Source organism: Mesorhizobium sp. B1-1-5, assembly GCF_006443065.1.
GTDB lineage: Bacteria > Pseudomonadota > Alphaproteobacteria > Rhizobiales > Rhizobiaceae > Mesorhizobium.
Genome location: NZ_VFWS01000029.1, coordinates 16,970 through 35,944, shown reverse-complemented (window position 1 = coordinate 35,944; position 18,975 = coordinate 16,970). Strand labels below are relative to the sequence as shown.

The following is an 18,975-nucleotide window of genomic DNA, read 5'->3' as shown; positions in this document are numbered from 1 at the left end:
GAAAAGAGACATGTATTCCGTCAACTACCATCGCGCTTCCTCCGTCGCCGACGCCGCAAAGCTGCTGAAGAACGGCGACGCCAAGCTGCTCTCCGGCGGCATGACGCTAATCCCGGCGATGAAGACGCGGCTCGCGGCACCGTCGGACCTCGTCGATGTCTCGCGGCTGAAGGACCTGCAGGGCATCAAGGTGTCCGGCAAGACCGTGACCATAGGTGCGGCGACGACGCATTACGACGTCTCCACCGACGAGAAGCTGAAGAAGGCCTGCCCGGCGCTTGCACATATGGCATCGCTGATCGGCGACCCGGCGGTGCGTTACAAGGGCACGATCGGCGGCTCGATCGCCAACAACGATCCGGCGGCCGACTATCCGGCGGCATTGCTGGCGCTGGGCGCGACGATCGTCACCAACAAGCGCGAGATCGCGGCGGACAAATTCTTCAAGGGCCTGTTCGAGACAGCGCTGAAGGACAGCGAGATCGTCACGGCAGTGAGCTTTACCGCTCCGGCCAAGGCTGCCTATCAGAAATTCCGCAACCCGGCTTCGCGCTACGCCATCGTCGGCGTGTTCGTGACCAAGAGCAAGGACGGGGTGAGGGCGGCAGTGACAGGCGCCGGCGAGGACGGCGTCTTCCGCTCCAAGGAAATCGAGGCGGCGCTGGCGAAGAATTTCGACGTCGCGGCACTCGGCGGCCTCAAAGTGCCGGCGAAGGGGCTGATGAACGATATCCACGCTTCCGCCGATTACCGCGCCAATCTGATCGCGGTGATGGCCAAGCGCGCCGTGGCCGTTGCCAACGCCTGAACGGCGACGCCATGCATGAAAGAAGGGGCCTCGCGGCCCCTTTTTCTTTTGCTGCGGCAATGGCTTATCCGGAAACGCCTGTCGAATTGCGGCTTCGCACTTGCACAAAGTTATCCTGCACTGCAAAATAAATCCGGCGGGAATACCAGATGGTCCGGGGCGCGGGCAATGTTTCGCATGCGGACCTCGAGTCGCGAAGGCACGGTATGACCGACATCTCCGCAGCGTCCGTTGTCCTGCCGCGGACCGCGACCGACAGGGAAGCCAGGGCAAGACTGGCCTATCTCGACGGTTGGCGAGGCTTGTCGATCGCCATGGTGCTGGTCGGCCATTTCTTTCCTGTCCCAGGGCTCAATCTCGGCGTGCTCGGCGTCGAGTTCTTCTTCGTGCTGAGCGGCCGGCTGATGGGCGAAATCCTGTTCATCGAGCGCTTTCCGCTGAAGAAATTCTTCAAGCGCCGCTTCTCGCGCATCTATCCAGCGCTGCTAATGTTCGTGATTGCCGCCATGATCGGCCTGACCGGAACCTTCATCGCCTTCAAGTGGAAAGCGGCGCTGACGGCGCTGACCTTCACCTACAATTACGCCGGCGTCCTGATCACCCGCGCCGGCGCGCTCGACCACATCTGGTCGCTCTGCGTCGAGGAGCATTCCTATATCCTGTTGGCGCTGATCAGCGTGGTGGTTACCGGTCGGGCGAATGTCGTGCGGCTGCTGGTGGTGCTGGCGCTGCTGGCAATGGCCAACGGCGCTATTTCCTACGGCGTTCTCGGCATGGGCTACGAGACCAGTTACTGGCGGAGCGACGTGCATATCGCCTCGATCCTGCTGTCCGCGGCGATCTGCCTGCTCAAGGCCGACGGGCGCCTGCCGGCTTTCCTGCAAAACCAGCATGTGGCGCTTGCGGCGGCGGTTGGCGGCGTGTTGCTGTTCCTCGATCCGGTGCCGACCACGATCCATTATCTTGTCGGCGTGCCGCTGCTGGCGCTCGCCGTCAACATGCTCGACTTCGCGGGCGGCTATCTGACGGGGCCGTTGTCGTCGCGACCGATGGTGATGCTCGGCCTGTGGTCCTATTCGCTTTATCTCTGGCAGCAGCCTTTCTACAAATTCGTCGATGAGCACGGTCGCGCGCCGATCCCGATGCTGGCGGCTGTGTTCGCCTGCGCGCTCTGCAGCTATTACATCGTTGAAAAGCCAGCACGCGGCTGGCTCAACCGCAATTGGTGAGCGCTCTCAGGCTGGCGTGGCCGCCTTCTGCGCCGCGAGATAGCGGCGAAGCCCGGCTTCGCCGCGCGGCGTGGTCCAACGATGGTTCCAGGCGAAGGCTGGCCTCAGAATCGGCGCCAGCAGCTTGAGGATCGGCCGCTCGACCGTGACCTGCCAGGTAAGGTCGACATGCGTGCCTCGTCCGGACGGCGACAGCTCTGCCCGCCAGAGCCCGTCGAAGTCGCCGAAGGTCTTGACGACCACCAGCCGGCCGGGCTCGAGCTCGGCCGCCTCGATGATGAAGTTCAGCTCATAGGGCAGGGCGCCGCGCGCTCTCGCCCTGGCGCGCGCACCGACGACGCCCTTGCCCTTCCTGTCGAGCGGCTCGACCTCCTTGTAGGCATCGCCCCACCATAGCGGCAGAAGCTCGGCGTCCGAGAGCACGTCCCAAACTTCCTGCGGCGTGCCTTCAGGGATGTCCCAGCTTTCGTCGAAGCGGAAGACATTGCTCGCCATCACGTCGCTCCCAAGCAGCGGAACGGCCATATTAGCTGCGGCTTGTTTTCCTTGCCAGTGGCTTCGGAGGCATCTTCAGGCGACGATGGGCTTCGCCCAATAGCGCACCGACTTCTTGCCGCCGTGGATCACCGCATCGCCGACCTCGGCGAAGTCAAGCGCTGCGTGGAAGGCGTCGGAGGCCGGATTGGGCGGATCGGCGTTGACCTCGCAGGTGACGATCGCGTGGCCGGCGCGCCGGGCATGCTCGAACAGATCCTGGTAAAGCCGTCGGGCGTGGCCACGGCTGCGCGCCCCGGCCGCGACCACCACACGGTCGACATAGACAAAGCGCGGATAGCGCTCGCGGAACCATAGGAAGTTCGGGCTGTCGTAGCTTGCGTCCTGGTCGAAGCACATGATGAAGGCTTCGAGCGCGCCGATACGGCGGGTGTAGAAGGCTTGCCCGAGCAGGAATGAAAGCCTTTCCGGCTCGAGCCAGGACAGCTCCGCCGCATGCTCGTTGTTGAGCGCGAGGATGGCGGGCTCGTCGGTGGGCGAGACGCGTTCGATCGAAAGCACTTGCTTGGTCATCGTCCTTGCCATCAGGCCTTCGCGGCCGCGATCGTCGCCGCCACCTTGGCTTGATCGGTCACCGTGTTGCGGTATTCGCGGTCGAGGTCGGTGCCGCCCATGCCGACATTCGGGTTGCGGTAGCGCATGGCGCTCGGCACGTCCGCAAGTGCTGCAAAATGCATCTCGGTCAGTCCCGTACGCCTGCGTACCTCGCCGATCGTGTCGGGGGCGAGTGCGCCACAGCCGAGTATGATGATGCGCGAGCCGGCCTGGCGAACGAGCTCTGCCAGAAGCCCGACGCCCTCGACTGCCGTATCGCGCTGGCCGCTGGTCAGCACGCGGCCGACCTTGCAGCGGATCAAGGCTTCGAGCGCCTCGGCCGGATCGCGCGTCATGTCGAAGGCGCGGTGGCAGGTGACGTTGAGCGGGCCTGCAGCCTCGACCAGCGCGCGCATGCGCGCCTCGTCGATGGCGCCGTCGGCGGTCAGGCAGCCGACGACGACGCCGGCGACGCCGAGCTCGCGCAGCGCTTCGACATCGGCGAGCATCGAGCGGTATTCGGCCTCGCTGTAAAGGAAATCGCCGCCGCGCGGTCGCACGATGACATGGAAGGGGATGGTCGCGCTCTCGAGCGCGGCGCGCACCGTGCCCACGCTCGGTGTGATGCCGCCTTCGATCAGGCTGGCGCAGAGTTCGACTCGGTCGGCGCCGGCGGCCTGCGCGGCGAGCAGCCCGTCAATGCCTTCGACGCAGATTTCGATCAGGGGGAGTCGGGCGTCGGTCACCATTGTCCATCCATGTTTCAACAGATCGCCAGCCCTAGCATCGCGGCCATTGCCGCGAAAGCCGCAACGATCGATCCAGGGTCCGGCGGTGATTATCGAGGCTTGATGCAGAATGCCGTTGACATTCATAACTGTCAGGTTATAGATAACCCATAGCTGGTGAGTTATTGATGTAAGGGGAAGCACGACGTGCCACCTGGAAACGGTGAAGAGGATCGCACAAAGACCGGCCTGAGGACTGTCGTCACCTGGACACTGACGCCGACCGAAACCGGCACCCATCTGCGCGTGGAACAATTGGGCTTCAGGCCGCGGGATGCGCAGAGCTATCGACGCGCCAGCCGTCACTGGAAGCGCTGTCTCGCGGCTTTGCAGAAATTGCTGGAACAATTGGACAAGGAGGATGCCATGGACGATATCGCCAAAGACCCGACGAAGAATGAAACCAAATCGATCATTGTCGAGCGGCTCATTCCACACGGCGCCGACAAGGTTTGGCGTGCGCTGACGTTTCCGCATCTCGTTGCCGAATGGCTGATGGAAAACGACTTCGCGCCGGTCGAAGGCCATCGCTTCACCTTCCGCGCAAAGCCCGTGCCCGGCTGGTCAGGCGTGACGAACTGCGTGGTACTGAGGGTCGAACCGCCAAGGCTGCTCGCCTACAGCTGGGGCGACGGAAGCGAGTCCGAAAGTGGTCTGAAGACGGTGGTGACATGGTCGTTGACGCCGGAAGGCGACGCCACCCGGGTGCGGATGGAGCAATCCGGTTTCAGGACGCAGGACGAGCCTGGCTACAAAGGCATGGGAAGCGGTTGGCCGCGCATCCTGGAGCGGCTTGAGCAGGTTGCCGCCGGGCAGGGCTGATCCCGACATTTGCGCCGACATGTGGTGCAAGTCCCCTGATGCGTCTGCATCCAGGGCTCGCAAAAAAACGTCTGAAGGAGACCAATATGGAAGCAAGATTGAAGAACCCGGTGATGCTCATTCCCGGCGCGCTGCAGGCGCTGCTGGCGCTCGACAAGTCGACCGAAGCCGGCGGCTTGCCTTATGTGACGCGCAAGCTCGTTCATCTGCGTGCCAGCCAGATCAACGCCTGTGCCGTCTGCGTCGACATGCATGCGCGTGAATTGAAGAAGGCCGGCGAGAAGGACGAGCGGATCTTCGCCGTGTCGGCATGGCGGGAGACGCCCTATTTCACCGCAGCCGAACGCGCGGCGCTCGCGCTTGCAGAGGCAGCGACGCGCATGGCCGACCGTTCCGATGCGGTGCCGGACGACGTCTGGGACGAAGCGGCGCGCCATTATGACGACAAGGCGCTCGCCGCCCTGGTGATCCAGATCGCGCTGATCAATGCGTTCAACCGCCTGAACGCCACCACGCGGCAACCCGTGGGCGCTTGGGGATAAGGTGGGAGGAGGGCGCCCGCTCCGAAGCGGGCCTCTCGCCGGCTACTGTTTCAGGATCGTGTTCTTGGCGCCTTGCTCGACCTGATCGATCACCAGCAGCTTCACCGGATCGGTGCCGATATTGGTGGCCTGGTGCCACTGACCGATCATCTCGACGATGAAGTCGCCGGTCTTGTAGATATTGGCGGCGCCGGTCTCGACATTGGCGACCCTGAGCGTCCCTTGCTCGACATAGGCATAGCGCGGGAAGGGGTGCTTGTGCACCGGCAGGGTAGCGCCGGGGGCTATCTGGTATGACGAGACTTGAACCTCGACATTCTTCTGCGGCAGCGTGATCGGCTGACCCGATGCGGTCGTCGTCTTCGCCGCCAGCGGCGTCACCACGACCGGCGTGTTGCCGCTGTCCAAGGCGTTGGCCGCGGTCGCGTAGACGGCGGCTATCGCCAGCAGTGCCGGTATTGTGATGTTGCGCATAGTCCCCTCCAATTTGCCGCACCATCGCCCGATCGACATTGACCTACAAGCATCCTTTTGCAAGCGGCCCTGTCACACGGCGGGACTGTCCTGCCGTTTGCCGGATTTCGGCGGCCGCAACAGCAGGGCGAGCGGCACGAGCAGCGCCGTCGCTACCGCGCAATAGAAGAAGACATCGACATAGGCGAGCAGCGAAGCCTGGCGGCCGATCTCCTGGCCAATCCAACCCACGGCCTGTTGCCTGGCCTCGGCCAGCGGCGAGCCTTCGGCGACGAAATGGTCCGTCACCTGGCGAAGCGTCTGCTGATAGGTGTCGCTCGACTGCGCCGTGTGGCTGACCAGCACCGACTGATGGAGCTGGGCGTTCTGGGCAATCACCGTGTTGGACAGCGACACGCCGATGCTGCCGCCGAGGTTGCGCGCGACATTGATCAGCGAGGACGCCTGATCGGTCTTCTGCGGCGGCAGGCCGACATAGGCGGCGGTCGAGATCGGGATGAACAGGAACGGCAGGCCGATCATCATGTAGACGCGCGCATAGGCGAAGAAGCCGAAGCTGGCATCGGGCGTCAGCGAGGTCGTGTGCCAGAGCGCGACCGCGACCACCGACATGCCCAGCATGATGAGATAGCGCGGCTGAACAACTCCGGCGGCAAAGCCCGAAATAGGCATCAGCATCAGCATGGCGATGCCGCCCGGCATCATCGACAGGCCGGAAAGGGTGGCGGTGTAGTCGAAGGTCGTCTGCTGCAGCTGCGGCAAAAGCTGCGTGGTGCTGAAGAGCACCGCGCCCACCGCCATCATGACCAGGAACGACATGCCGAACTGACGGCTGAAAAGCAGGCGGATGTCGACGATCGGGTCGCGCCTCGTCCACTCCCAAGGAACAAGCAGCAGGAACGACACAGCCGAGATCACGGCGAAGGTGGTGATGAAGGTCGAGGCGAACCAGTCGTTGCGCTGGCCCTCGTCGAGAAAGACTTCGAGGCAACCGAGCGCCATCGCCACCAGAATGAAGCCGATCCAGTCGACCTTCAACCCCTTGCTCAGCCGCTCGCGGCGCTCGCGCTCGAGAATGTCGGGCTCGATGACCAGCCATTGCACGAGCGCCAGCGACATGATGCCGAACGGCACATTGATGAAGAAGATCCAATGCCACGAGAAATTGTCCGTCAGCCAGCCGCCGATGGTCGGGCCGACCGTCGGTGCGACGATGACCGCAATGCCATAGAGGGCAAAAGCCTGGGAGCGCTTCTCCGGCGGAAACGTGTCGGCGAGGATCGACTGCTCGCTCGGCGCCATGCCGCCGCCGCCGAGCCCCTGCAGGATGCGGAAGGCGATCAGCGTCGGCAGATTGGGGGCTAGCCCGCACAGCAGCGATGCGAGCGTGAAGGTGGCCACGCAGATCATGTAATAGCGCTTGCGGCCGATGATGCTGGCGAGCCAGCCGCTGACCGGGATGATGACGGAGTTGGCGACGAGATAGGTTGTGATCACCCAAGTGCTCTCGTCCATGCCGGCGGCCAGGCTGCCGGCGATATTGCGCAGCGCGACATTGGCGATCGAGGTGTCGAGCACCAGCATGAAGGTCGCGATCGAGACGACGATCGCAATAAGCCAGGGATTACGGCCGCCGGCCGCCGACCGGCTTTGGTCGCCCTGGACTGTTGCGGCATCGCTCATCTGACCTTGACCGTCGGCACCACAGACATGCCGGGACCGAGATAGACGCCGGGCGGCTGGTCGAAGACGATCTTGACCGGCACGCGCTGCACCACCTTGACGAAATTGCCGGTGGCGTTTTCGGCCGGGAGCAGGCTGAACGCCGTGCCGCTGCCGGCCTGGACGCTGTCGACATGGCCATGGAAGGTCTTTTCCGGATAGGCGTCGATGGCGATGTCGACGGGCTGGCCCGGCCGCATCAGGTCGAGCTGAGTCTCCTTGAAGTTCGCCTTCACCCAGACGTCCTTGGGCACGAACATCATCAGCACCTGGCCGGGCTGCGCATAGGTGCCTTTCGCCGCCGTGATGTTGGTGGCATGACCGGCGACAGGCGCCGTGATCGTCGTGCGGGTGAGGGTGGTCTTGGCCTGATCCTCGGCGGCCTCGGCCTGCCGAAGCTTGGCCTCGGCGCTCTTGCCCTGTGCCTGCAGAACCGCAACCTGGCTTTTCGCCGCCTCGGCATTGGCGTTGGCGGCATCGAGCGTTGCCTGATCCTGGCGCAAGGTCGAAGCGGCCTGCTGGGCCTGTTGTTGCGTCGCCGTGCCCTTGGCCAGAAGCTCGCGGTTGCGCTGGTCCTCGGATTTGGCGAATTCGAGCGCGGCCTGCGCCTGCGCCACCTGCTTCCCGGCGACATCGATCTTGGCGTTCTGCGCCTGGGTCTGGGCCTGGACGTTGGCGATCTCGGCCTGCGCCGCCGCCACGCCGGCTTCAGCCTGTTTGAGCGAGGCCTGGTAGTCGCTGTCGTCGATGCGCAGAAGCACGGCGCCGGCCTCGACCGGCTGGTTGTCGGTGACGGCAACGTCGGTGATGCGCCCGGCAATTTCCGCGCCGATCGTCACCGTGCGGGCGTCGATGAAGGCATCGTCGGTCCATTCATAGTGCCGTGCGTTGATCCACCAGATGACTACGGCCGCGATGACCAACAGGATCAGGATGGCGACGATCGCCGTTATATAGGGATGGCGTCTGATGAGGCCGGGTTTGTTGCCGTCGGACGAACCGTCATTCGCCTGCGCGTCTTGCGCTTGCGTGTCGTCGTCGCGCTTGTCGTCGCGCTTGTCTTCGACGGGCGTGTCTTCGACGCGCTTGTCGTCGCCCGGCGGGCGTTGCTGCCGATCGGACCGGGGCTGAGCCCGCGGTTCCTCCGTGGGAGCGGTTTCGCGCTCTTTTCTGTCAGTTTTTGCGTCCAAGGCAACGGATCCCAGATATCGTCGACCCCTCTCGCAGCAGGGTCAACGGGTGGTTTCCGCAAAGGTTCCTGTCGCCGGATGCCGGGTCTTGGTCCGATCGGCGGCCGTTCAGCCCGCCATGCAACCGCCATCCACCATCGGGTTGATGCCGGTGACGGGTTCTGCCTACGGGGAACTACGGTGACAGGGAATTGCGGCGCCAGTTCACAAATCTGCCATGACGGCTATCGGTCGAAGCCCATTGCTCGTGGATTCTGGAACCCGGAAAAACGAGGGCAGGCCGCATAGAAAAAGTGTGCACTGTCACCGTAATTCCTGATGGGAAGCAGCCACCAGCCGCATGATTGCATGTTCCATCCAGGCGAGAACAGCGGAAATGCGCGTGAGATGACGCAAATCGGGGTGTGTCAGCAGCCACATCTCCCGTTCGGGAAGCGGTGTGTCGCCGTTGGGGAGGCGGGCAAGGTCCGGCATTTGATCCGCGACGATGCAAGGCAGCAGGGAACGGCCAAGCCCTGCTTTCACTGCTTGCAGGATCGCCTCGGCGTCGTTCATCACGATGGCTGCGATTCCGCCGCCCTTCTGGGCGTTTTCCGCTATCCAGCTTGTTTGCGGCAGGCGCGCCATGCCGTCCTCATAGGTCAGCCAGGGTAGCTTTGCGGGATCAGCCGCTATAGCCGTTGAGGCATAGGCGGCGTAGGTGAGCGTTCCGATGCGCCGGGCGAGCACCCGTTTGCCGGCATCGTCGCCGGGCCGCGCCAGGCGAAGCGCAATATCTGCCTCGCGATGGGTCAGGTTCAGGCCGCGCGATTCCGCGATCAATTCCAGCCGCAACAGCGGATGACGGGTGACGAGTTCCCCGGCAGCAGGCACTAGGACCCTGTTGACCAGGATGGGGACGGCGGTAACGCGCACCGTGCCGCTGGCGAAAGCGTCGGCCCCCGTTACCGCTTCAACCAGTCTGCCGGCCTCTGTTTCCATCGCCTCGGCGCGCCTGGCTGCAATCTCGCCGGCCTGGGTCGGGCGCATCCGGCCGTCCGCGCCGCGCTCGAACAGCCGAACCCCAAGAACCGTCTCCACGGCGCGCAACCGGCGTGCGATCGTGGTGGGGTCTACTGCCAGCCGCTGCGCAGCCGCCGCGTAAGAGCCGTCTCTTGCGAGGGCCAGGACATAGCGAAGGTCGTTCCAATCTATAGGCTGCATTCTTGCAGCCTATACCGGCATTGATCCCGGATGAAGTGGCACACATGCCGGCGTATCATCGTTGCCATCTGTAAGGAGACGCAATGATGATCTTCGCGGTCCTGCTCGAAGATGCTCTCGATCGGGCGAACGAGGTCCGTCAGCAGCATATGCCGGCGCATCTCGATTTTCTGGAGCGCAACGCGGCCGCGATCAAGGCGGCGGGACCGTTGCGCGATAACGACGGTGCGCCGGCTGGCGGCTTGTGGCTGGTCGAGACGGCAGATCGCGAGCAGGTCGACCGTCTGGTGAGGGAAGATCCTTTCTGGCCAACGGGGCTGCGGCAGTCCGTGCGGGTGCTCGCATGGCATCAAGTTTTCGCCGATGGCATCCGTCGCGGAGCCCAAGGATAGGACGGAGTTGCGCGATCTTACGCCAAGCTTGGTTCGCCTGCTTCCGACCGCCTATTCGGAGAGGGAATTGTTTTCCTGCTGGGATCGGCGGTCATCGCCGGTTTGGTGCGGCTTTTCCGACTTCGGCGCAGCACTGATCTTCATGCGCCGGCTGCCATGACCGCTACTGGTCGAAACTCATCGCACCTGGATTCTGGAACCCGGAAAATGAGGCACGCTGCATAGAAAAAATGTGCACTGTCGCCGTAATTCCCCTCAGTCCCGCCGGAGGCATTGGCCTGCAAATAGATGATGGCAGCGTCGCCGCGCGAGCTATAGGATTGTCGCTGCGACCGAAACCTCAAGGAGGGGCTGCTCATGCAGTCTCCGATGGAAAAGAACAAGAGCTCAACTCGGCCATTGCCGGGAGAAGCGGAACGTCGGGCGAGGCTGCAAAAAATGCAGGGGCTGCGAAGCCTGCGATCTTACGGCTCCTGCCTTCGGCTTGACCCAAGCGCCCAGTTTCACGATCTGATCGATTGTACCGCGCTGCTGGAACTGTTGAATGAAGGCGACGACGGACATCGACGGCGAACCGCCGCGCTCCCAAGCCACATGGCTTGCTAGCCTCGCGCCGGCGCTGTCGGCACTTACGCCCGGCAAGCAGCGACGAACGCTTACCGTCGGGCGGCCGCATCCCACAGAACATTCGGGCCCGCCTACCGTTGGCATTCTGTTCGACCGCGGGGATAAGCTCAATCGACCCTAGATCATCGCGCGATCTGCCCGGTCCCAAGCCGCGCAAGGACAAGCAACGCGAAATCCGAGATGCTGCCGCCCGATAAAACCAACGAATGGGATCGGAACAAGGTCCATGGCGATGGGGACAGCATCGGGATCGAAGGGGACGAGGCCTAGCCGGCGACGATAGCGGGCCGTCACCTCGGAGAAGCGGCCCGGCAAGGCTAGCGGGGTAGAACCAGTCAGGCCGGGCCTGACCAGCAAGGCTCGCAACGCTCCGGCTGAGATCGAGCCTATCAGCCGACCCAAGATTCTTGCCATACAAATGGGGGATGCCTAGCCGGCCAGTGGGAACCAAGACCCGCCTTGCCAATAAGTCCCGACGGCTGTTCCTGGAACTACGGCGACGGAACTGCCCATGCGGGTGTAGACGTTTGGCGGCTGCAGCCGTCTTCGCCGACGGTGATTGGAAGTCCGTTGCAGGCCGCCAATCAATCCAACGGAATTGGCTGATAGGCTGCTGAGTGCAAGCTGCGTTTGTACCTCGCCAAGATTTCCTCTTCGATTTCGTCGATCGCCAGCGTTAGTGCACGTTGATTGTTGGCGTCGACGTCAATGATCGACCGGCCGCGCGCCGTCAACAAGCCGCATACGCGCGCCACGACGGTGGCCGACTGAAGCCTTTTGTCCAATCCGGTTTCGAACAAACGCTCGGCAAAGGTGTGGCTCTTCTGTCTCCGGTCAAGCCGCTCGATGAGAAGTTGCTCGCAGGCGTCGATTCTAACCACCACGTCCGACTCGGGGATGAAATCCAGCGCGTGAGCAAGGCACGTCTCATCTGCTGTTCCACTGAAGCAGGCGAGCATCGAAACCGCCTGGACGAAGGCTTCGTCGAAAATAAGAATTTCCTCGCTGGTGGCAGATTGGCGCCATACACGGGCAAGGCGGAGAACGTATTGACTTAGCCTGATGCGCCAGATCACGTTTGTGGGAGGCAGTGTGTGCACCAGGTTTGCGCGAATTCTGAAGTCGACGGCATTTGCGGATGGGCTACAGGCCATGCCGATCGAGCGTGCAGCCGCGCGAGCGACTCGACACATCGCAGTGACAATGCCGCCGGGGTCCAGCATGGATCGGTGAACAATCTGCCGGTCAGTGAGAACAATCCTTGCAGGGTGTCCGTGAGCCCGCAACTGCTCATAGAGCGCATGCGCAAATGTCGTTTTGCCTGACCCAGCCGGACCTGCGAATTCAACAATCATGCGTTAGGAACCTTGCGGCTGGCCTGGCTGCATGTCGTATCGGGGGACCATCTTCGGCGACCGCAGCTCCTGAGCCATTTTCGCCGCCTGGAAGGTTGTCATCAGAACGTAGGTCGTTTCACCTTCGGTCGAGTTTATGGCCAGGACCACGCGGCCAATCTCGTCACTCATGGCGCAAGACCAGTCTTTGACAGCAATCGCTCGTTTCCCGTCCATTTGCCCTTGCCTTTCCTTCGCGAGGTTATTTGGCCTCGAGAAGACCAGCAATTTGGACTGAATGCCCATTCCGTTGGGCCTAACGTCGTTCTCTGCGTTGTTTGCCTTCAATCAGATGCCAGGCTTCAGATTGGCGGAATTACGGCTAATGATCAGAGCCAGCGCTCCTGGAGCAACGTGAAGGCTGCACCGTCACCGCAATTCGGGCGTAACCGCCTTGCTTGTTTGCGACGTGTGGGAACGTCTCGAATGACTGCGCGTTCTTACGTCACGGTCACATTTCATTGGGACCTAACCGGAGGATATTCAAATGAAAATGAAGGTGCTCTGCATGAGCGCAGTTGCGCTCGCAATGATGGGTAGTGCCGCGATGGCCGGTAATACGTCCGCGCTCGATGATCCGGCCAAGATGTCGCCGTTCTTCACCGACGCTGGCATGAAAACATTGAGAACCGAGGCGGATTTCAAGACTGCCTGGATGTCCATGAAGCCGGATGAGCGTGCAGCGGTTTTGAAAGACTGCGGCGACACGACACTTAACAAGTCGCACGCGGACTTCTGCGCGATGGCCAAGAAGATGGGGGGCTGAAGCCTCTCCTCTATGAGCCCATCATACCGTTATCCCGCCATGGAATAATGCCCATGCGCTCGGCTGACGGTTGAGGCGGTCGATTCCGCAGGAATGCTGCCGCCCGTTTAAACCCGCTGCCTTCCCATTAGGGCGGCGGGCTTCCGGCGGGCGCCTATCCTAACCCTCCCATGAACAGAATATCCGGACTGCGCCCTGCTTGCCGATCAGCCATCGTTCGATGCGCGGCCCTCATACATGAACACCATTGGCCTCGGCCCTTTTGCATAGCCTGTCTCGAGTGCTGAGCATCTGAACCCGGCATCTTCGATGAGCTTCCCGATCGGCCGATTGAGATGGCAGCCGCCAGCGCAGCACTTCCAGAGCGGTGTGAGTCTGTCCTGCCAGCGGCGGACAGATTTGTCCGGTGAAAGACCATGCTCGACGAAAAGCAGCTGTCCGCCGGGTTTGAGCGCTCGCCGCATCTCGCAGAGAGCCCGGCCGACGCGTGGGATCGAGCACAAGGTCCACGTGGTCACGACCGTGTCGACCGAGGCGGTTGCCAATGGAATTGCCTCGGCGGAATGCTCCGTGACGGTGACCGGGAATGCGACGCTGCTTGCGGCGCGCCGCGCCATCGCTGCGAGGCGGGCCGAAGGATCGATTCCGATGACCTCGGTCACGCCCTCGGGGTAATGCGGCAGGTTGAGGCCGGAACCTATGCCGACCTCCAGCACGCGGCCTTCCGCAGGCGCCAATACGCGCCGGCGGTAGGGGAGAAGTTCGGGATTGCGCATCGACCCGTGGACCAGGCGAGGCAGGATCAGCTCACTATAAATGCCCATGAAAATGCTCCCGCTAACCCTTCGCCGCAGGCGCCGGTAGCTGCGGTGTAACCTGCGGTCGGCGTTTGTCGGCTTTGGCCGCAGCCTGGGCGAAGGCGGTGAGGTAAGTCGGATCCTCAGTGCCCATCAACCTGTCCCACCAGGTGAAATAGAGTCCGAAATTGTAGCGCGGCCTGGCATGATGCAGATCGTGATGGGCCACCGTGGTCAACCAGTCGAACAACGGCCGTCCGTTCGGGCGCGCAGGAAATATCTCGTATCCGCAATGACCGACAGCATTACGCAGCATCATGTGGGCGGTGAAAAGGAACGCGGCGAGCAGGCTCGTCGGCATCAGGAGCAGCGCCAGCGGCAGGTAGATCGCGTTGACCAGCGCTTCGCTCGCGTCGAAGGCATAGGATGTCCAGGGCGACGGATTGTGCGAACGGTGGTGGAGCCGGTGGAACCATCGAAACACCCCCGGCCGGTGCATGATCTTGTGAGACCAGTAGAACCAGGCGTCGTGGGCGACGATAAGCACGAGGAGGTTGAACACGAGATATGGCAGCCCGCGATCGAGCGGATCGCCGTAGATCGCCAGCCAGCCCAGCCGTTCCGACAGGGCGATGGCAAGGCCGACGAGCGAGAAGATGACTACAGTCCGTAGCGACGCGAGGATCTCGCGCGCCATTTGGCGCCAGTCCGGTCGCTCGTCGCGAATCCTTCGACGGGCAAGCCAGCCGGCGAGCAGCGTGTTGACGATCAGGAATGTGCCGCCCGCCCCGGCGACATAGCGGATAAGGTCACCCTGCAGAATATAGGGGTAGACGTGGCTTGCGTAGCTCATGAGCGAAATCAGCAGGCATGTGTCGGACATCGGATGCTCCCTTCGGTGGAATACCGGAAGGATGGTTGGTCAAAGGGCGCGGATCGGGCTGCGCGCGATCACCGGACGCACAGCGATTTCCAGATTCGATCAGGAATTTCCGGAATCGACGTGCCGCGCCAGCGCCTGCGCGCGGTAGTCGCTCGGCGTGAGGCCGGTCAGTTCCCGAAACGCTCGGTTGAACGGCGCAAGCGAAGCATAGCCGAGACCGTAGGCGATGGAGGCGACCTGCTCGCGCGCTTGCTCCGGATCGGCCAGCCTGCGCTTGGCCTCCGCGACGCGGTGGTCGTTGAGGAAGGCCGCGAAGTTGCGATAGCCGAGCCCCTTGTTGATGAGCCTGCGCAGCCGGTGCTCCGGCAGGGCGAGCTGGCGCGCGAGCGATCCTAGCGAAAGGTCGGGTTCAAAGCAGGAACCCTTTGAGATCACGGACTGGAGGCGCTGGAGTTCCAGTCTTTCGGCAGGACCGAGCCGATCGGCGCGCGGCTGCGGTACCGAAGGGGAGGAGACGAAAAGGTTCTGGCGGATCACGGTCGTCCAGACCGCGAAGGCAAGCGACAGTGTCGCCAGCATCGACGATTGAGCGAGGACGGTCCATTCCGGCAGCGGCTGACGAAGCCTGTAGAGTTCCGTCACGGCGATGGTTAATCCTACCACGGGCAGCACGAGCGCGACGACGACGCGGAAACGTCGCCGGGAATCGACGAGGTCGTCCCCGAGTTCTCGAACCGCAAGGCTGACCACATGGATCAACAGCAACACCACCACGACCTGATGCAGCAGCTCGCCCGCGGTGCGACCCGGTCCTTCTGACCATTGCCGCATGCCGTAGAATACGAGGAGTAGACCGGGCGGCAGGGCATAAACATGCCGCCACGCGAAGTCGTCCCGAAACAGCGCGAGCGCGAACCACCAGAAGAACGCCGAAGCGAGCACGGCCGCGATGACAAGCGCCTCGGAAGGCAAGCCCAGCGCATCCGTCACGTGGCCGCTCGAGGCGAGACCGTAGCCGGCGATGGAGACGGCAAAGAGGCTTCCCGCAGTCATCGCGAACCGCTGCGCAGGCCATCGCAGGAACTGGACGGCAACGAGTAGGTTCAGCGCGACCGCACCCCCGCGCAGCAGCAGATCGACAATATCGAACGCCCCCTTCATGTGCATCATGTTAAGGCAATCAGCGTGTGGCGCAACGTCTTGGCGAGCAGTCGCTCATGCAGATCGTCGGGTCGGCATGGATCATGTCGTCCGTCGTGATGGTACGAATGTGAGACAGATCGGCGGCTGCTCGATCGTTGTGGCAAAACGAAAACTTGGCGGGGCGCCTACCTTCATTCGGCAATCGCCAGCATCTGAAAACAGACAACAATCAGACGGTTTCGGCACAGTCGAGGACGCGCTTGACGGACATTGCCTTGATGTTAAATCTCGAGCGTGCCGGAATGTGGACCGCAGGGAAAGGCTTGGCCTTGGAAACGTCGAGAAATAAGGCGTTCCGAGTGGAACTTGGCTCCCCGGGCCGGATTCGAACCAGCGACCAACCGGTTAACAGCCGTATAGGCCCGGATCGTATCGCCGCTCTTACCGTTTCGCCGTCTCTCATAAACTATAGCGATTTCAAGGGCATGTGCTTTCATCGCATTTCATTGCGTTGCATATGGCAACATGGTATTGCGTCAAAAATGTTGCCACGATGTTGCCATGGGAGCCTTTAGGCATGGAAAAGCGATCCTACAGCACCGACCGCGAATTAAAGGCGCTGCGGCCCGCCGACAATTGGTTTGACGTCAAGGATGAGAAAACGCGAAACCTCATGGTTCGCGTTGGCCCTAAAAACGACAAGGGCGAGTTTCGCCGGACATTCGTAATGGTCACTCGCTTTCCCGGATCGAAGCATCCAACGCGACACGCTTTCGGCGAATATCGCGAGAACAGCAAAGGCGATCTCACGCTAGAGGAAGCTCGCGAGCGCGCCGACGAATGGCGCAAGCTCATCAAACAGAACATTGATCCGCGCGAAGCTCAGCGGAAAGCCAAAGAAGATGCCGAGCGCAAGCGTGATTTGCGTTTCGGGATCGTCGTTGAGGATTTCATTTCCGAGAAACTTAAAACGCAACGGCGCGGTAAAGTTGTCGAGTATGAGTTGAGGAAGGAAGTCCTTCCTTTGTGGAAGGACAAACCGATTACCGATATCAGCGACGATGACGTTAAGGCGCTGATTAGAGGGCTCACGAAGCAAGGCAAGTTAGCTCACGCGCACAACGTGCTTACCGATATCCGCTCTTTCTTCAATTGGGCTATCAATCAGCCATACGGCCTCAAGGTGTCGCCGTGCGACCGCCTGAAGCCAAAGGCCCTGATCGGGGAGAAGAAGCCCCGCCAGCGCGTTCTAGCCGACGCCGAGCTTGGAGCCTTCTGGCGCGCGACAGAGCGCCTAGGCTACCCCTACGGCCCGCTGTTCCGGCTCCTGGCTGTCACCGGGCAGCGCAAGAGCGAAGTAGGCGAGGCCCGTTGGTCCGAATTCCATCCCGACTTGCTGCGGCTCCTGCGGTCGCCCAGGCAACCCGGAGCCGGGCCGATAGATTGGAGCAAGCTCGAAAAAAGTGCGAAGGTTTGGACGGTGCCGCCCGAGCGTTTCAAGTCGGATGCATCCCACATGGTTCCGCTGACCGATGACGCGCTTTCGATCCTCAAAACGCTTCCGCATTGGACCGGCAAACACACTGGCGACCATCTATTTTCGACAACAGCCGGCGTGTTGCCCGTCAACGGCTTCAGCAAGGCCAAAGAGCGGCTTGATGCGCGGATGCTCCGCACGTTGAAGGCGATGGCCCGAAAGCGCGGTGACGATCCTGCAAAGGTCACTCTGCCAGATTTCGTTTTGCACGATATCCGCCGTACGGTTCGCACTCGCCTTTCGTCGCTCCGCATTCCCACAGAGATTGCGGAAATGGTCATCGGCCACGCGAAAAAGGGAATTGCTCGTATCTATGACCAACATGAATTCGCGGATGAAATGCGCGAAGCTCATGAACTGTGGGCAGGGAAATTGCGCTCAATTGTCAATCCGCCGCCCGGCAATGTCGTCAGCTTGCGGAGCGCGCGGAATGGCTGAAAGGACTTTCGACAGCGAATTGCAGAAGCTGCACGCTTGGATAGCTAGCGAGGGTCGCGGCTTGTTCAATGAAGGCTTAGAGCTGACTTTGCAAAATTGCTTTCTCAGCGCCTTTGAAACGGATCAATTCATCGGAGCCCCGAAAAGCGAAGACAATAATTTCCTCCTAGAATTGGCGGACCAAGCCCGCGCTCTAGCTCGCTCGATTGAATCGCTAACGAAGCCGGGCAACTGCCATCCTCATCTAGCTTTCAAGTTCATGGGAAAGGCCTGGGGGATAAATCGAACATCGGAAGAGCAATCCGCCTTGCTCGACACGCTAGCCCACATTGAGGAATGCGCTCGACAATCCATCGCGCGGCCGACCAACGGAGCGCCTCGCAAAACCGGCAAGCGGCGAATAGTGGAGAAGGCTTTCGAGTTCTTTCTTGCGTTCGGAACTGAGAAGCCTACCGGTAATCCCGACGGGCCGTTTAGTGCCTTCAGTCGCGAATTCTATCATCGTGCAACCGGCATCGATCTCGACAACAAAGAGCTTCGACAGGTTAGGGAGATCATAAAACTCAATAGCGACCAGATCGACGCGAAGTGGGCCGGAAACTAGCGAACCGGTCCCGTCGTATTCCAGCGGATGAATTCGGCATCCTTGACAGACCAGCCCGTAAAAAATGGCTCGCCTCTTCCGAAGGACGAGCCATTAGAGGAACTGCATTAGCCGGTGCGCGATCAGCAGCCCTCCTTCCCGTAGGGTAACACATTGGTAGCCGATTATGCTATGATTCGCTTCATGGGCAAGAAGGCGAAGCACAAAGTCAGACAGACTATTGCACTACCGTTGGATGACGAGGTGCAAACGGAAGCCGCCTACTATGCCCGCAAGTGCGGTATCACCATCGAGGAAGCCTTGCGCATCATCAAAGAGGCGCGCGCTCCGATGCCACCAAAAGACGCTAAGGCTGTCCCCAACTCGGGCCGCTAGACGGCGTTGTTTGACGATGATTAACCGGGTGCGACCGGGTTCAATCCGGCTTGCTGGATTGGATCATCAGGAAGTAGCCGCGCCCTGTTCCGGCGAATGAACCGCGCATCCTGTCGGGCGTTCAAATATTAACATATTCTTCTTTTGAGACT

At 61.7% G+C, this 18,975-nt stretch carries 21 protein-coding genes and 1 pseudogene; 10 read left to right on the top strand and 12 right to left on the bottom strand.

All coding sequences use genetic code 11. The annotated features are described in order from the left end of the window. The first annotated feature begins 10 nt into the window (after positions 1 to 10). Together FJ980_RS12600 and FJ980_RS12595 are read left to right on the top strand one after the other, a co-directional pair. Positions 11 to 808 (top strand): xanthine dehydrogenase family protein subunit M, encoded by a 798-nt coding sequence (locus FJ980_RS12600; protein ID WP_140543201.1) that lies wholly within the window; start codon positions 11 to 13, stop codon positions 806 to 808. Positions 809 to 1,014: 206 nt separating this feature from the next. Continuing rightward, positions 1,015 to 2,037: an acyltransferase gene (locus tag FJ980_RS12595; RefSeq protein WP_140543200.1), complete on the top strand. Its 1,023-nt coding sequence runs from the start codon at positions 1,015 to 1,017 to the stop codon at positions 2,035 to 2,037. A 6-nt stretch (positions 2,038 to 2,043) separates the two neighbouring features. Here the strand turns inward: FJ980_RS12595 and FJ980_RS12590 are convergent, their stop codons facing one another. The 3 genes from FJ980_RS12590 to FJ980_RS12580 all read right to left on the bottom strand — a co-directional run bounded on the left by FJ980_RS12590 (position 2,044) and on the right by FJ980_RS12580 (position 3,875). Continuing rightward, entirely contained in the window at positions 2,044 to 2,532 is a 489-nt protein-coding gene (locus FJ980_RS12590; protein WP_140543199.1) for an SRPBCC family protein, read from the bottom strand. Between the two features lie 75 nt (positions 2,533 to 2,607). After that, positions 2,608 to 3,105: a GNAT family N-acetyltransferase gene (locus tag FJ980_RS12585; RefSeq protein WP_140543198.1), complete on the bottom strand. Its 498-nt coding sequence runs from the start codon at positions 3,103 to 3,105 to the stop codon at positions 2,608 to 2,610. An 11-nt stretch (positions 3,106 to 3,116) separates the two neighbouring features. Next, positions 3,117 to 3,875 carry a copper homeostasis protein CutC gene (locus tag FJ980_RS12580; RefSeq protein WP_140543197.1) on the bottom strand — a complete coding sequence of 253 codons (759 nt, stop codon included), beginning with the start codon at positions 3,873 to 3,875 and terminating at the stop codon, positions 3,117 to 3,119. A 186-nt stretch (positions 3,876 to 4,061) separates the two neighbouring features. On the opposite strand from FJ980_RS12580, the pseudogene FJ980_RS35835 reads away from it, so the two are divergent. The 3 genes and pseudogenes from FJ980_RS35835 to FJ980_RS12565 all read left to right on the top strand — a co-directional run. Beyond that, a pseudogene (locus FJ980_RS35835) lies at positions 4,062 to 4,247 on the top strand (SRPBCC domain-containing protein); the annotation flags it as partial. A gap of 33 nt (positions 4,248 to 4,280) precedes the next feature. Continuing rightward, positions 4,281 to 4,736, top strand: a complete 456-nt coding sequence (locus tag FJ980_RS12570) for an SRPBCC domain-containing protein (RefSeq protein WP_140543213.1) — start codon at positions 4,281 to 4,283, stop codon at positions 4,734 to 4,736. Positions 4,737 to 4,822: 86 nt separating this feature from the next. Beyond that, on the top strand, positions 4,823 to 5,278 hold the full coding sequence (locus FJ980_RS12565) for a carboxymuconolactone decarboxylase family protein (RefSeq protein ID WP_095764997.1): 456 nt from the start codon (positions 4,823 to 4,825) through the stop codon (positions 5,276 to 5,278). A gap of 42 nt (positions 5,279 to 5,320) precedes the next feature. On the opposite strand, the gene FJ980_RS12560 is transcribed toward FJ980_RS12565, so the two are convergent. From FJ980_RS12560 to FJ980_RS12545, 4 genes are all read right to left on the bottom strand, one after another. After that, positions 5,321 to 5,752 carry a cupin domain-containing protein gene (locus FJ980_RS12560; RefSeq protein WP_140543196.1) on the bottom strand — a complete coding sequence of 144 codons (432 nt, stop codon included), beginning with the start codon at positions 5,750 to 5,752 and terminating at the stop codon, positions 5,321 to 5,323. A gap of 72 nt (positions 5,753 to 5,824) precedes the next feature. Next, positions 5,825 to 7,435 carry a DHA2 family efflux MFS transporter permease subunit gene (locus tag FJ980_RS12555; protein WP_140543195.1) on the bottom strand — a complete coding sequence of 537 codons (1,611 nt, stop codon included), beginning with the start codon at positions 7,433 to 7,435 and terminating at the stop codon, positions 5,825 to 5,827. Beyond that, complete coding sequence (locus FJ980_RS12550) at positions 7,432 to 8,664, bottom strand: HlyD family secretion protein (protein ID WP_140543194.1); 1,233 nt, start codon at positions 8,662 to 8,664, stop codon at positions 7,432 to 7,434. Before FJ980_RS12550 ends, FJ980_RS12555 begins: the two co-directional genes overlap by 4 nt. Before the next feature lie 303 nt (positions 8,665 to 8,967). Next, positions 8,968 to 9,867 carry a LysR family transcriptional regulator gene (locus FJ980_RS12545; RefSeq protein ID WP_140543193.1) on the bottom strand — a complete coding sequence of 300 codons (900 nt, stop codon included), beginning with the start codon at positions 9,865 to 9,867 and terminating at the stop codon, positions 8,968 to 8,970. Between the two features lie 83 nt (positions 9,868 to 9,950). On the opposite strand from FJ980_RS12545, the gene FJ980_RS12540 reads away from it, so the two are divergent. After that, a complete protein-coding gene (locus FJ980_RS12540) occupies positions 9,951 to 10,259 on the top strand; it encodes a YciI family protein (RefSeq protein ID WP_140543192.1) in 309 nt (102 codons plus the stop codon). A 1,211-nt stretch (positions 10,260 to 11,470) separates the two neighbouring features. On the opposite strand, the gene FJ980_RS12530 is transcribed toward FJ980_RS12540, so the two are convergent. Together FJ980_RS12530 and FJ980_RS12525 are read right to left on the bottom strand one after the other, a co-directional pair. After that, positions 11,471 to 12,241 carry an AAA family ATPase gene (locus tag FJ980_RS12530; protein WP_140543191.1) on the bottom strand — a complete coding sequence of 257 codons (771 nt, stop codon included), beginning with the start codon at positions 12,239 to 12,241 and terminating at the stop codon, positions 11,471 to 11,473. 3 nt (positions 12,242 to 12,244) lie between these two features. Next, positions 12,245 to 12,526, bottom strand: a complete 282-nt coding sequence (locus FJ980_RS12525) for a hypothetical protein (RefSeq protein WP_181181179.1) — start codon at positions 12,524 to 12,526, stop codon at positions 12,245 to 12,247. 241 nt (positions 12,527 to 12,767) lie between these two features. On the opposite strand from FJ980_RS12525, the gene FJ980_RS12520 reads away from it, so the two are divergent. Continuing rightward, positions 12,768 to 13,046 (top strand): hypothetical protein, encoded by a 279-nt coding sequence (locus FJ980_RS12520; RefSeq protein WP_140543190.1) that lies wholly within the window; start codon positions 12,768 to 12,770, stop codon positions 13,044 to 13,046. 206 nt (positions 13,047 to 13,252) lie between these two features. Here the strand turns inward: FJ980_RS12520 and FJ980_RS12515 are convergent, their stop codons facing one another. From FJ980_RS12515 to FJ980_RS12505, 3 genes are all read right to left on the bottom strand, one after another. Next, entirely contained in the window at positions 13,253 to 13,870 is a 618-nt protein-coding gene (locus FJ980_RS12515) for a class I SAM-dependent methyltransferase (RefSeq protein ID WP_140543189.1), read from the bottom strand. Between the two features lie 13 nt (positions 13,871 to 13,883). Then, positions 13,884 to 14,726: a sterol desaturase family protein gene (locus tag FJ980_RS12510; RefSeq protein WP_140543188.1), complete on the bottom strand. Its 843-nt coding sequence runs from the start codon at positions 14,724 to 14,726 to the stop codon at positions 13,884 to 13,886. 99 nt (positions 14,727 to 14,825) lie between these two features. Continuing rightward, a complete protein-coding gene (locus FJ980_RS12505; protein WP_140543187.1) occupies positions 14,826 to 15,896 on the bottom strand; it encodes an AraC family transcriptional regulator in 1,071 nt (356 codons plus the stop codon). A 550-nt stretch (positions 15,897 to 16,446) separates the two neighbouring features. Here FJ980_RS12505 and FJ980_RS12500 point away from each other — a divergent pair. The 3 genes from FJ980_RS12500 to FJ980_RS12490 all read left to right on the top strand — a co-directional run bounded on the left by FJ980_RS12500 (position 16,447) and on the right by FJ980_RS12490 (position 18,823). Continuing rightward, a complete protein-coding gene (locus FJ980_RS12500; RefSeq protein WP_181181178.1) occupies positions 16,447 to 17,844 on the top strand; it encodes a site-specific integrase in 1,398 nt (465 codons plus the stop codon). Beyond that, the gene (locus FJ980_RS12495) at positions 17,837 to 18,448 is read left to right on the top strand and encodes a hypothetical protein (RefSeq protein ID WP_140543185.1); all 612 of its coding nucleotides are present in this window, start codon (positions 17,837 to 17,839) and stop codon (positions 18,446 to 18,448) included. The genes FJ980_RS12500 and FJ980_RS12495 overlap by 8 nt, the downstream gene beginning before the upstream one ends. A 183-nt stretch (positions 18,449 to 18,631) precedes the next feature. Continuing rightward, positions 18,632 to 18,823: a hypothetical protein gene (locus tag FJ980_RS12490; protein ID WP_246676403.1), complete on the top strand. Its 192-nt coding sequence runs from the start codon at positions 18,632 to 18,634 to the stop codon at positions 18,821 to 18,823. The last annotated feature ends 152 nt before the right edge of the window (positions 18,824 to 18,975 follow it).